Annotated in this window: 11 protein-coding genes; 7 read left to right on the forward strand and 4 right to left on the reverse strand. The window is 72.2% G+C overall.

Going from position 1 to position 12314, the window contains the following annotated elements; genetic code table 11:
* The first annotated feature begins 108 nt into the window (after nucleotides 1–108).
* Both radA and disA read left to right on the forward strand, forming a co-directional pair.
* On the forward strand, nucleotides 109–1533 hold the full coding sequence (gene radA, locus ACT2CW_RS45810; protein ID WP_445520865.1) for a DNA repair protein RadA: 1425 nt from the start codon (nucleotides 109–111) through the stop codon (nucleotides 1531–1533).
* A 346-nt stretch (nucleotides 1534–1879) separates the two neighbouring features.
* Nucleotides 1880–2938 carry a DNA integrity scanning diadenylate cyclase DisA gene (gene disA / locus ACT2CW_RS45815; protein WP_044581604.1) on the forward strand — a complete coding sequence of 353 codons (1059 nt, stop codon included), beginning with the start codon at nucleotides 1880–1882 and terminating at the stop codon, nucleotides 2936–2938.
* A gap of 829 nt (nucleotides 2939–3767) precedes the next feature.
* On the opposite strand, the gene ACT2CW_RS45820 is transcribed toward disA, so the two are convergent.
* A complete protein-coding gene (locus ACT2CW_RS45820) occupies nucleotides 3768–4646 on the reverse strand; it encodes a hypothetical protein (RefSeq protein ID WP_445520866.1) in 879 nt (292 codons plus the stop codon).
* Nucleotides 4647–4937: 291 nt separating this feature from the next.
* Here ACT2CW_RS45820 and ACT2CW_RS45825 point away from each other — a divergent pair, with 291 nt between their 5' ends.
* The 5 genes from ACT2CW_RS45825 (at nucleotide 4938) to cseC (ending at nucleotide 9474) form a co-directional block, all read left to right on the forward strand.
* A complete protein-coding gene (locus ACT2CW_RS45825) occupies nucleotides 4938–5864 on the forward strand; it encodes an A/G-specific adenine glycosylase (protein ID WP_233361599.1) in 927 nt (308 codons plus the stop codon).
* 233 nt (nucleotides 5865–6097) lie between these two features.
* The gene (locus ACT2CW_RS45830; RefSeq protein ID WP_445520867.1) at nucleotides 6098–6709 is read left to right on the forward strand and encodes a SigE family RNA polymerase sigma factor; all 612 of its coding nucleotides are present in this window, start codon (nucleotides 6098–6100) and stop codon (nucleotides 6707–6709) included.
* A 26-nt stretch (nucleotides 6710–6735) separates the two neighbouring features.
* Entirely contained in the window at nucleotides 6736–7431 is a 696-nt protein-coding gene (locus ACT2CW_RS45835; RefSeq protein ID WP_445520868.1) for a hypothetical protein, read from the forward strand.
* Between the two features lie 9 nt (nucleotides 7432–7440).
* Nucleotides 7441–8148, forward strand: a complete 708-nt coding sequence (gene cseB / locus ACT2CW_RS45840; protein WP_210945866.1) for a two-component system response regulator CseB — start codon at nucleotides 7441–7443, stop codon at nucleotides 8146–8148.
* A 6-nt stretch (nucleotides 8149–8154) separates the two neighbouring features.
* On the forward strand, nucleotides 8155–9474 hold the full coding sequence (cseC, locus tag ACT2CW_RS45845) for a two-component system sensor histidine kinase CseC (protein ID WP_445520869.1): 1320 nt from the start codon (nucleotides 8155–8157) through the stop codon (nucleotides 9472–9474).
* Between the two features lie 47 nt (nucleotides 9475–9521).
* On the opposite strand, the gene ACT2CW_RS45850 is transcribed toward cseC, so the two are convergent.
* The 3 genes from ACT2CW_RS45850 to ACT2CW_RS45860 all read right to left on the reverse strand — a co-directional run bounded on the left by ACT2CW_RS45850 (nucleotide 9522) and on the right by ACT2CW_RS45860 (nucleotide 12231).
* Nucleotides 9522–9992 carry a VOC family protein gene (locus tag ACT2CW_RS45850; RefSeq protein WP_445520870.1) on the reverse strand — a complete coding sequence of 157 codons (471 nt, stop codon included), beginning with the start codon at nucleotides 9990–9992 and terminating at the stop codon, nucleotides 9522–9524.
* Nucleotides 9993–10069: 77 nt separating this feature from the next.
* Nucleotides 10070–10528, reverse strand: coding sequence for a helix-turn-helix transcriptional regulator (locus ACT2CW_RS45855; protein ID WP_445520871.1), 459 nt, complete (start codon nucleotides 10526–10528; stop codon nucleotides 10070–10072).
* 68 nt (nucleotides 10529–10596) lie between these two features.
* Nucleotides 10597–12231, reverse strand: a complete 1635-nt coding sequence (locus tag ACT2CW_RS45860) for an MDR family MFS transporter (RefSeq protein ID WP_445520872.1) — start codon at nucleotides 12229–12231, stop codon at nucleotides 10597–10599.
* Nucleotides 12232–12314 lie beyond the last annotated feature (83 nt).

Raw genomic sequence — 12314 nt, forward strand, 5'->3', positions numbered from 1 at the left:
GTGACCATCTCCCTCATAAGGGGACAGGTGTCCCCCTCCAGTGGCCGCAAACTGCTATGCGCCCGGCGCCGTTCGGCTCTGTCGGTGGGCGGCGCTAGCGTTACGGGCATGGCTGCCCGTAGCTCCTCCCGCTCATCCGCCAAGGACCGGCCCTCCTACCGCTGTACGGAGTGCGGCTGGACCACCGCCAAGTGGCTCGGCCGCTGCCCCGAGTGCCAGGCGTGGGGCACCGTCGAGGAGTACGGGGCGCCCGCGGTGCGCACCACCGCGCCCGGCCGGGTCACCTCGGCCGCCCTGCCCATCGGCCAGGTGGACGGCCGTCAGGCCACCGCGCGGGGCACGGGCGTGGACGAGCTGGACCGGGTGCTCGGCGGCGGGCTGGTCCCCGGCGCGGTCGTGCTGCTCGCCGGGGAGCCCGGGGTCGGCAAGTCCACGCTGCTGCTGGACGTGGCGGCCAAGGCCGCCTCCGAGGAGCACCGCACGCTCTACATCACCGGTGAGGAGTCGGCGAGTCAGGTGCGGCTGCGCGCCGACCGCATCGGCGCGCTGAGCGAGCATCTCTACCTCGCCGCCGAGACCGACCTCTCCGCGGTCCTCGGCCATCTCGACTCGGTCAAGCCCTCGCTGCTCGTCCTGGACTCGGTGCAGACCGTCGCCTCGCCCGAGATCGACGGCGCGCCGGGCGGGATGGCGCAGGTGCGCGAGGTGGCCGGGGCGCTCATCCGCGCGTCCAAGGAGCGCGGAATGTCCACGCTGCTGGTGGGCCATGTCACCAAGGACGGCGCCATCGCCGGGCCCCGGCTGCTGGAGCACCTGGTCGACGTCGTGCTGCACTTCGAGGGCGACCGGCACGCCCGGCTGCGGCTGGTCCGCGGGGTGAAGAACCGCTACGGGGCGACGGACGAGGTCGGCTGCTTCGAGCTGCACGACGAGGGCATCACCGGGCTCGCCGACCCCTCCGGGCTGTTCCTGACCCGCCGCGCCGAGCCGGTGCCCGGCACCTGTCTGACGGTCACTCTGGAGGGCCGCCGGCCGCTGGTGGCCGAGGTGCAGGCGCTCACCGTGGACTCCCAGATCCCCTCGCCCCGCCGCACCACCTCCGGTCTGGAGACCTCCCGGGTCTCGATGATGCTGGCCGTGCTGGAGCAGCGCGGCCGGATCAGCGCGCTCGGCAAGCGGGACATCTACAGCGCCACGGTGGGCGGGGTGAAGCTGTCCGAGCCCGCCGCCGACCTCGCCGTGGCGCTCGCGCTGGCCAGCGCCGCCAGTGATACCCCGCTGCCCAAGAACCTGGTGGCGATCGGCGAGGTGGGACTCGCGGGCGAGGTCCGGCGGGTCACCGGGGTGCAGCGGCGGCTGGCGGAGGCGGCCCGGCTCGGCTTCACCCACGCCCTGGTGCCGGGCGACCCGGGCCGGATCCCGGACGGGATGCGGGTGCTGGAGGTCGCGGACATCGGGGACGCGCTGCGGGTGCTGCCGCGGCGCCGGGAGCGCGGCGAGAAGGCCCGGGTGGAGGCGGACGACCGGGGCTGAGATGGTGGGCCGGGCGTCACCGGGGCGGTGGCGGAAGCGTGGCCGAGTGCGCTGGTGAGGGCGTACGGCAGCGGCCGAGTGCGCTGGTGAGGGCGTACGGCGGGGGTCGGTGAGCCGGGTGGCGCGCGGCCCGGGGCGGCCGCACTCCGCTCCACACCTACGGGCGTACGCCGGGAGACCCCACGGGAGGCCGGTGGCCGCCGGTAGACTTTGCCCTGGTCTCGCCCATACGTGGCCTCGCGCACCGGCATGGCAGGGCGACTCGTGGCACCGACAGACCTTGCGACGGAGGAGTGCAGTGGCAGCAGGCGACCGGGCAACGGCACCCGGCAAGGCCGACGGTCTGATGCGTGCCTCCCTGAGCGCGGTCGCGCCCGGCACGGCATTGCGCGACGGCCTCGAGCGCGTTCTCCGGGGAAACACCGGCGGGCTGATCGTGCTCGGCACCGACAAGACCGTCGAGTCGCTGTGCACCGGCGGCTTCGTCATCGACGTCGAGTTCACCGCGACCCGGCTGCGCGAGCTGTGCAAGCTGGACGGCGCGCTGGTGCTCGACAAGGACATCACGAAGATCGTGCGGGCCGGGGTGCAGCTGGTCCCGGACGCGGCGATCCCCACCGAGGAGACCGGCACCCGGCACCGGACCGCGCAGCGCGTCTCCATCCAGACCGGCTTCCCGGTGGTCTCGGTCAGCCAGTCGATGCGGCTGATCGCGCTGTATGTGGACGGCCAGCGGCGGGTCCTGGAGGACTCGGCGGCGATCCTCTCCCGCGCCAACCAGGCGCTGGCCACGCTGGAGCGGTATAAGCTCCGCCTCGACGAGGTGGCGGGCACGCTCTCGGCCCTGGAGATCGAGGACCTGGTCACCGTCCGGGATGTGAGCGCGGTCGCGCAGCGGCTGGAGATGGTCCGCCGCATCGCCACCGAGATCGCGGAGTACGTGGTCGAGCTGGGCACCGACGGCCGACTGCTCTCCCTCCAGCTGGACGAGCTGATCGCGGGCGTGGAGCCCGAGCGCGAGCTGGTGGTGCGGGACTACGTGCCCGAGCCGACCGCCAAGCGCACCCGTACGGTGGCCGACGCGCTCGCCGAGCTGGACCGGCTGACCCACGCCGAGCTGCTCGAACTCCCCATCGTGGCCCGCGCGCTGGGGTACACCGGCTCGCCCGAGACCCTCGACTCCGCGGTCTCGCCGCGTGGCTTCCGGCTGCTGGCCAAGGTGCCGCGGCTGCCGGGCGCCATCATCGAGCGGCTGGTGGAGCACTTCGGTGGCCTTCAGAAGCTGTTGGCCGCGAGCGTGGACGATCTCCAGATGGTGGACGGTGTGGGCGAGGCCCGGGCGCGCTCGGTCCGCGAGGGGCTGTCGCGGCTGGCGGAGTCGTCCATCCTGGAGCGGTACGTGTAGCTGAGCGGTACGGATAGCTGAGCGGTACGGGTAGGGGGCGTCCGGCGGGTTGTGGCGCCTGCGGCGGGCTGCTCCCCTCCCCGCCCCTTCCCGAAACTGGGGTTCCACCCCAGACCCCGGTTGGGCGGCGCGGATGTGTGCAGGCGTCCGCCCGGTCGTCCGCCGCGTCGGCGTGCCGACGTGCCGACGTGCCGACCGCGATCAGCCCACCGGTGCGGGTGTTCACGACGGCGACGGTCGCCTCGCCCCCCGTGGTCCAGAGGCGGAGCCCCCGCCACGCGCCGGAGCCACATATCGACGCTGCGGGAAGGGGCGGAGCCCCGGTCCGGGTTCTGGGGCGGAGCCCCCGTCCGCAGCCCGGAGGCAGAACCCCCGTCCGCAGCCCGGAGGCAGAACCCCCGTCCGAGGCCCGGAGGCAGAACCCCCGTCCGAGGCCCGGAGGCAGAACCCCCGTCCGAGGCCCGGGGGCAGGACCCCCCTCCGGGGCCTGGGGCGGAACCCCCGTCCGGGGCCTGGGTGGAACCCCGGTCCGGGTTCTGGGACGGAGCCCCCGTCCGCGGCCCGGAGGCAGGACCCCCGTCCGGGGCCCGGGGCGGAACCCCCGTCCGCAGCCCGGGGGCAGGAACCCCCGTCCGCGGCCCGGGGTGGAACCCCGGTCCGGGGTCTGGGGCGGAGCCCCCGTCCGAGGCCCGGGGGCAGGACCCCCCTCCGGGGCCCGGGGCGGAGCCCCGGTCCGGGGGCTGGGGCGGAGTCCCAGTTGTGGGAAGGGGCGGGGAGGGGAAGAGCCCGCCGCGGGCGCCACAACCCGCCGCCCCCCGGAAGCCCCTGGTCAGTCCTTCTCGAGGACGAACGACACCTTGGCCGTCCCGAGCCCGTCCACCTTCGCCTCGACCAGATACGTACCCGGCTTCGCCGACGCGCTGCCCGACGGCGTGGCGCAGTGCTCGGCGCTGCGCTTGCGGTCCCACTCCACGGTGCGCTTGGTCTGGCCGGAGCCCGGCACCTCGACCAGCGCGGTGGCGCTGCCCTCGGGGCAGTCGTCGGAGGCCCAGACATGGGCGTTGTGGGCGTCGGTGATGGTCAGCGAGGCCGCGGCGCGCCCGAAGTCGACCTTGCAGGAGCTCGACTTGGTGTTCTTCACGACGATCTCGAAGCTGGGCTTCTCCCCCGGCGCCCAGGTGTTCTTGACCTTGGAGTCCTTGACGCTGCGCACCGTCAGCTCCGCGTCGCCGGGGCGGCAGTCCCGCAGGCTCGACCCGGCGGGCAGGCCCTGCCCGGTCCCGGTGCCGATGCCACCGCCCGCCCCGCCACCCGATGAGCCACCCGCGCCGCCCCCGCCGCCGGATCCGCTGCCACCGCCCGCGCCGCCACCCGATGAGCCGCCCGCGCCGCCGTCGTCCGAGCCGCCGCCGCTGCCCGCGCCGCCGCCGGAGTCGCCGGAGCCCGAGCCGCCGCTGTCCGACTCATCGCGCCCGCCCGGCCGTTCGCTGTTGACCGGCCCGGAGGAGGAGGGGCCCGGGGTGATCGTGCCGGCGGGTCCCCCGCCGCCCCCCTTGCCCTCGTCACTTCCGCCGCCGCCCGAACCACCCCAGCCGAAGGCCCAGATGACCACGAGAATGATGGCGATGAGCAGGGCCAGCGCAACGGCCCTCCGCCGCCAGTAAATGGAGGAGGGAAGCGGCCCGATCGGATTGCGCAGAGATCCCACGCGGAAACTCTACGAGAGATCGGGAGCACTACCGGCCAATAACCCCCGCTCCGGGCCCTACTTTTCTCATGATCCGACCGGAACCGGCACATGAGGGGTCCCACAGACGTCCACAAGGCGCCCCGAGGTCACCCCAGGGGCACCGGAAGACCGCACCCGGGCGCGGCAAGCGGCCATCCGTTCCCGTACGGGCGCCGTATCGCACGATTTGGCAACGACTGGCGCGGCTGAAACCCGAACGCCCGCGCCCTGGGCCCCGCGAGCCGTCCCGTCATGTCAGGATCGAGAGCGATGACTGCCATTTCCGCTTCCGCCGTCCCGGCCGCCGCATCCTCCGACCCCGACGGAGCCGCTCTGCACCGGCCCGTCATCGACTGGTTCGACGCGCACGCGCGCGACCTCCCCTGGCGCCGCCCCGAGGCGGGCGCCTGGGGTGTGATGGTGAGCGAGTTCATGCTCCAGCAGACCCCGGTGAACCGGGTGCTGCCGGTGTACGAGCAGTGGCTCGCCCGCTGGCCGCGCCCGGCCGACCTGGCCGCGGAACCGCCCGGGGAGGCGGTCCGCGCCTGGGGCCGGCTGGGCTATCCGCGCCGGGCGCTGCGGCTGCACGGCGCCGCGGCCGCCATAAGGGAGCGGCACGGCGGTGACGTACCGCGCGACCACGCCCAGCTACTGGCGCTGCCGGGGGTGGGTGAGTACACGGCGGCGGCCGTGGCCTCGTTCGCGTACGGCCAGCGCCATCCGGTCCTGGACACCAATGTCCGGCGGGTGTTCGCACGCGCGGTCAGCGGTGCGCAGTACCCGCCGAACGCCACCACCGCCGCCGAGCGCAAGCTGGCCCGCGCCCTGCTGCCCGAAGAGGAGCCGACCGCGGCGCGCTGGGCGGCCGCCACGATGGAGCTGGGCGCGCTGGTCTGCACGGCCCGCACCCCCGACTGCGCACGCTGCCCGATCGCCGCGCTGTGCGCCTGGCGGCAGGCCGGTTCGCCGGAGCACGAGGGACCGCCGCGGCGCGGCCAGACCTACGCCGGTACGGACCGCCAGGTGCGGGGCAAGCTGCTCGCGGTGTTGCGGGAGGCGGTGGCACCGGTGCCGCAGACGACCCTGGACCAGGTGTGGGACGAGCCGGTGCAGCGCGCCCGCGCGCTCGACGGGCTCGTCTCCGACGGACTGGTGGAGCCGCTCTCGGGCGGTCTCTACCGGCTGCCGCTGACCTGAGGAATTCCCTCGTCACGGCCCTGTCTGTGACAAGCCTGTGACACGCCCAGGACCCGGTTCTGACACTCGGTCGGGCCGGGTTCCGTTGTTACACAACCTATGGGTAGCTGTGCGTTTGCCGAGGCGTAGTTGCGCATGGCGCCGCAACAGCGCCTCCGTAGCGTCCTTCCCGTGCCGAGCGAGAAGCCGGACACATCAACGGCGGGGAAACAGCGGGATGGAGGCTGCACATCATGAGCAGCAGCAATGTTCTGGACTTTGAGGAGTACGTGCGGAATCGGCAGGACGCGCTGCTGCGCAGCGCCCGTCGGCTGATCCCCGACCCGATCGAGGCACAGGATCTGCTCCAGACCGCCTTGGTGCGCACCTACGGCCGCTGGGACGGCATAGCCGACAAGTCGCTCGCGGACGCCTATCTCCGCCGCGTGATGATCAACACCCGTACCGAGTGGTGGCGCGCCCGCAAGCTGGACGAGGTGCCCACCGAGCAGCTTCCGGAGGCGAGCGTCGACGACGGCACCGAGCAGCACGCCGACCGCGCCCTGCTGATGGACATCCTTTCGGTGCTCGCTCCCAAGCAGCGCAGTGTCGTGGTGCTGCGACACTGGGAGCAGATGACGACCGAAGAGACCGCGGAGGCGCTCGGAATGTCGACCGGAACGGTCAAGAGCACGCTGCACCGGGCGCTGGCCCGGCTGCGGCAGGAGCTGGAGAGCCGCGATCTGGACGCCCGCGCGCTCGGCCGTCAGGCCGGGGACACGAAGCCGGCCACCAACGTCCGGCAGCACACGGGTCGGGTCCGGCGCGCCCGCCAGGAGCGGGGGCAGGAACGGTGCGCGGCCTGACCAGGGCCTCTCCCAGCAGGACAGTCATGCTCACCGGCGGCGCGGTCGTGGGCCTCGCGGCCGTCGGCGGCTGGATGCTGGCCGGAAGCGGTGACGCGAGCCAGGGGGTGCGCAAGGAGGGACCGGCGAGCACCGAGTGGGCCTCGGCCGCCGCGGACTCCGGCGCGTACGCGGGTGGCCGTGGATCGAGCCGGCCGTCACCGGCTGCCGGGAAGAAGGTCGACGTGATCAAGCTGGTCAAGGCGGATCCGCGGGTCAGCGACGATCTGAAGACGAGCCTCAAGCCCTGCCCCACGGCCAAGGATCGCGAGGCCAAGCAGGAGATCAAGGGCTATCCGGTGGACGTGACGTCCGGCCGGCTGACCGGCTCCCCCGATTCCGACCTGGTCATCAACGTCATGAGCTGCACCGACGGCTTCGGCATCGGCTCGTATGTGTACCGCAAGGTGGGCGACCGGTACGAGAACGTCTTCAGCGACGAACAGCCGCCCGTCTACGCCGACGTCGCCAAGGACGAGCTGCGGGTGACGAAGCTCTCCTACACCTCGGGGGACTCGGTCTGTTGCCCTTCGAGCGAGACCGTGATCACCTACGGCTGGTCCGGGGCGGACCGCTCGTTCACGGTGCGGTCCCGCGAGCGCACCGACTACAGCAAGAATGTGCCCAAGGAAGAGGCGACCCCGGTGCCGACCGCGCGCGCCGACGACGGAACGGAAGGCTGAAGCGAGGCTGTGGCCGAGACCCATGTGCTCTTCGTCGAGGACGACGATGTCATCCGTGAAGCCACGCAGCTCGCCCTGGAACGCGACGGCTTTCTCGTGACGGCCGCGCCCGACGGGCTGACCGGCCTGGAGCGCTTCCGGGCCGACCGCCCCGATATCGCGCTGCTCGATGTGATGGTTCCGGGCCTGGACGGGGTCAGCCTGTGCCGCCGGATCCGCGACGAGTCCACCGTTCCCGTGATCATGCTCTCCGCGCGCGCCGACTCCATCGATGTGGTGCTCGGCCTCGAGGCCGGCGCCGACGACTATGTGACCAAGCCCTTCGACGGCGCGGTGCTGGTGGCCCGCATCCGGGCCGTGCTGCGCCGCTTCGGCCATGCCAGCGGCCCCGGCGGGCGGGGCGCGGAGCCCGCACCCGAGGAGCCCGACGGCGGGGTGCTGCGCTTCGGCGATCTGGAGGTCGACCCCGAGGGCATGGAGGTCCGCAAGGGCGGCCTCCAGGTGGCGCTCACCCCGACCGAGATGCGGCTGCTGCTGGAGTTCTCGGCCGCGCCCGGCACCGTGCTCTCCCGCGACCGGCTGCTGGAGCGGGTCTGGGAGTACGGCTGGGGCGGGGACACCCGGGTCGTGGACGTCCATGTGCAGCGGCTGCGCGGCAAGATAGGCCAGGACCGCATCGAGACGGTCCGCGGCTTCGGCTACAAGCTCAAGGGCTGAGCGGCGTTGCGGCGGCTCGCACTGCGCACCGGCCTGCGGTGGAAGGTCAGCCTCGCCATCGCCGCCGTGAGCACGCTGGTCGCGGTGGTGCTGAGCCTCGTCGTCCACAACGCGGCCCGCGTCTCGATGCTCGACAACAGCCGCACCGTGATGGACGAGCGGGTGAAGGTCGCCCAGCGGTGGTACGAGCAGTCCCGGGTGCTGGGGTTCGGCGCCAAGCTGGACGACCCCCAGCTGCCCGATCAGCTGAAGAAGGAGGCGTGGCGCGGTCAGCGCGCCACCTATCTGGAGGACTCCGGCACCGGCACCCCCGAGGTGTGGGCCTCGGTGCCGCTGCGGAACGGCAAGGTGCTGTCCGTCCACACCAAGTTCCAGGACCGGTTCGCCGTCCTCAACGACCTGGACCGGGTGCTGCTCATCGGCTCGGTCGCGGTGGTGCTGGGCGGTATCGCGCTCGGTGTGCTCATCGGCGATCAGCTCTCCCGGCGGCTGCGCAAGGCGGCCACCGCCGCCCGCAAGCTGGCCGAGGGCGACTCCGAGGTGCGGGTGCGCGAGTCGATAGGCGGCCGGGTGCGCGATGAGACCGACGATCTGGCGCGTGCGGTGGACGGCATGGCCGAGGCGCTCCAGCAGCGGCTGGAGGCCGAGCGCCGGGTCACCGCCGATATCGCCCACGAGCTGCGCACCCCGGTCACCGGGCTGCTCACGGCCGCCGAACTGCTGCCGCCCGGCCGCCCCACCGAGCTGGTACGGGACCGGGCGCAGGCGATGCGCACCCTGGTCGAGGACGTCCTGGAGGTGGCACGGCTGGACGGCTTCGCGGAGCGTGCGGAGCTCCAGGAGATAGCCGTGGCCGAGTTCATCACCCGCCGGGTCCGGGCGGTGGCCCCCGACGCGGCGGTCAACGTGGTGCGTGACGCCCATGTCTCGACCGACCCCCGGCGGCTGGAGCGGATCATGGGCAATCTGCTGGCCAACGCCGCCCGGCACGGCAAACCGCCCTTCGAGGTCACCGTCGAAGGGCGGATACTGCGCGTCCGCGACCACGGCCCCGGCTTCCCGGAGGAGCTGCTGAAGGACGGGCCGAGCCGGTTCCGCACCGGCAGCAAGGACCGCGCGGGGACCGGGCACGGGCTGGGGCTGACCATAGCCGCGGGCCAGGCGCGGGTGCTGGGCGCCCGGCTGACGTTCCGCAACGCCGATCCGCTGCTGGACAGCGGGGACGAGGCGGACGGGGAGTGCCAGGGCGCGGTCGCCGTGCTCTGGCTGCCGGAGTCCGCGCCCACCAACACCGGCAGCTTCCCGATCATCGAGGTGCCGGACTGAGCACTCGGCTCGCGATGCCCGACGCTCAGCCCCCCGAAACCCAGCGCTCAGTCCGAGACGCAGCCGTCCCAGGGCTTGCTGAAGTCCAACTCCTCGCGGGGCTGGGTGAACGAGAACCAGTTGCCGGAGTCGTCGCGGAAGAGCGCCTCGGTGCCGTACGGACGCTCCTGGGGCTCCTGGACGAACTCCACGCCCCTCGCCTTGAGCGCCTCGTAGTCCCCGTGAATGTCATCCGTGGTGAACACCCCGGCGCCGAGCACCCCCTTGGCGACCAGCGTCCGAAGGGCCTCGGCGGACTCCGGGTCGAGCCCCGGCGAGCTGGGCACCATCAGGGTCAGCTGCACATCCGGCTGGTCCTTGGCGCCGACCGTCAGCCAGCGCATACCGCCGCCGCCCTCGCCGTCGCCGCCGATGGTCATGTCGGTGCGGACCTCGAAGCCCAGCTTCTCGGTGTAGAACTCCTTGGCCCGGTCCTGGTCGAGGACCCAGACGGTGACGATGGACATCCCCTTGATCATTGCTGCCTCCGGAGGTATCGGGGTGGGCGTGGGCCGCGCGCGTCGTCGCGACGTGGCCACGGTAGGCAGCGGCGGATTCATTCCGCTTCTTGAGAATTGCGGTCCTTGGAGCCGGGGGCGCGGGCGTCGCGCCCGCCGTACCACAGCATCGCGTAACACCCCGGGATGACCGCCGCGGCCCGGCCGACGTACAGGCCCCGGTAGGCGCTGGGGGTGAGCCCGGTCTGCCGCTTGAAGCTCGTGGAGAAGGTGCCGAGGCTGCTGAAGCCGACGAGCGAGCAGATCTCGGTGACCGAGAGATTGGCCGAGCGCAGCAGCTCCTCGGCCCGCTCGATGCGGCGCCGGGTAAGGTACTGGCCGGGGGTGGATCCGTACGCGCTCTTGAAGGCGCGGATGAAGTGGTACCGCGAATAGCAGGCGTGCGCGGCGACCGCGTCCAGGTCGAGCGGCTCGGCCCAGTCGCGGTCCATCACGTCCTTCGCGAGGCGCAGCCGGCGCAGTTGCGCCAGCCGCGCCTCGTCCGGCGAGGTCACCATGGGCCCGATGCTGTCATGCCCCACTGACAGCGGCTCCCGATGGCGGCCCCGCTCATCCGGACCGTTGGTCAGACGGTCTCGGCGATCGGCGCCGCCCCGGCCGCGGCCTCGTCGCTCTCGGCCGGCTTGGCGGCGGCCCCGCGCAGCGGGACCTCCTTGACGAACCAGGCGGCGACGGCACCGACGATGCTGATCAGCGCGCCCCACAGGAACACCTGGTGGGCACCGCTGGCCACCGCGTGGGTGTACGCGTCCCGGATGGGCGGCGGCAGCAGCTTGAGGCTGGCCGGGTCGAGCTGGGCACTCCCGGAGGTGATGGCCGCGGCCTTGCCGCCGCCCCGCTCGGTCATGGTGTCCCGCACCTGGTTGGTGAACAGGGCACCGAGGATGGCGACGCCGAAGGAGCCGCCCAGGGTGCGGAAGAGGGTGGCGGAGGAGCTGCCGACGCCCATGTCCTTCATCTCGACGCTGTTCTGCGCCACCAGCATGGTCGTCTGCATCAGGCAGCCCATGCCCATGCCGAGCACCGCCATGAAGAGCCCGGAGGTGAAGCGGGTGGTCTCGGTGTCCATCGTGGACAGCAGGAACATCCCGCCGGTGATCAGGAGACCGCCGACTACGGGGAAGATCTTGTACTTGCCGGTCGAGGTGGTGACCCGGCCCGCGACCAGCGAGACCACCAGCATGCCCAGCAGCATCGGGAGCAGCAGCAGCCCGGAGTTGGTGGCCGTGGCGCCCTGGACGGTCTGCTGGTAGAGCGGCAGGAAGGTGGTCGAGCCGAACATCACGAAACCGGTGAGGAAGCCGATCGCGGTGACCAGCGAGAAGTTCGGGTTCCGGAAGATGTGCAGCGGCAGTACGGGCTCGGCGACCCGCGTCTCGACGTAGAGGAACGCGATGAGCGAGAGGACACCGACCGCCCCGAGCCCGATGATCTGGCCCGACCCCCAGGCGTACTCGTTGCCGCCCCAGGTGGTGATCAGCACGAGCGCGGTGATGCCCACGGTCAGCAGGGCCGCGCCGGTGTAGTCGATCCGTCCCTGGGAGCGCTTCTTCGGCAGGTGGAGCACCGCGGTGATCGCCGCGAGGGCGATGGCACCGAGCGGGAGGTTGATGTAGAAGATCCAGCGCCAGCCGAGGTGGTCGGTCAGGGTGCCGCCGACCAGCGGGCCACCGATCATGGCCACGGCCATCACACCGGCCATGATGCCCTGGTAGCGGCCGCGCTCCCGGGGCGGCACCAGGTCACCGATGATCGCCATCACGCCGACCATCAGACCGCCGGCGCCCAGGCCCTGGATGGCCCGGAAGCCGATCAGCTCACCCATGCTCTGCGCCATACCGGACAGCGCCGAGCCGCCGAGGAAGATCGCGATGGAGGTGAGGAAGACGCCCTTACGGCCGTACATGTCGCCGAGCTTGCCCCAGATGGGGGTCGAGGCGGCGGTGGCCAGGGTGTACGCGGTCACCACCCAGGAGAGGTGGTCGAGGCCACCGAGCTCGCCGACGATGGTCGGCATCGCGGTGCCCACGATCATGTTGTCGAGCATCGCGAGGAGCATCGCGATCATCAGCGCGAATATCACCACACTGGTGCTGCGCTGCTTGGGCTCGGCCTTGGCCGGGGGCTGCTGGGCCTCCCGGGCGGCCTGAGCCGGTGCCGAAGCGGATGACGCTTCGTCGTCTGATTGTTTACGGACCATGTTCTCCGTCTCCCCCAGGATGATGAGAGCCCTGACGCCCACTTACTTGCCGCCCGGCTAGTTCAGTACAGTAGAGAAGGTAA

It is taken from the genome of Streptomyces sp. NEAU-174 (genome assembly GCF_052665095.1).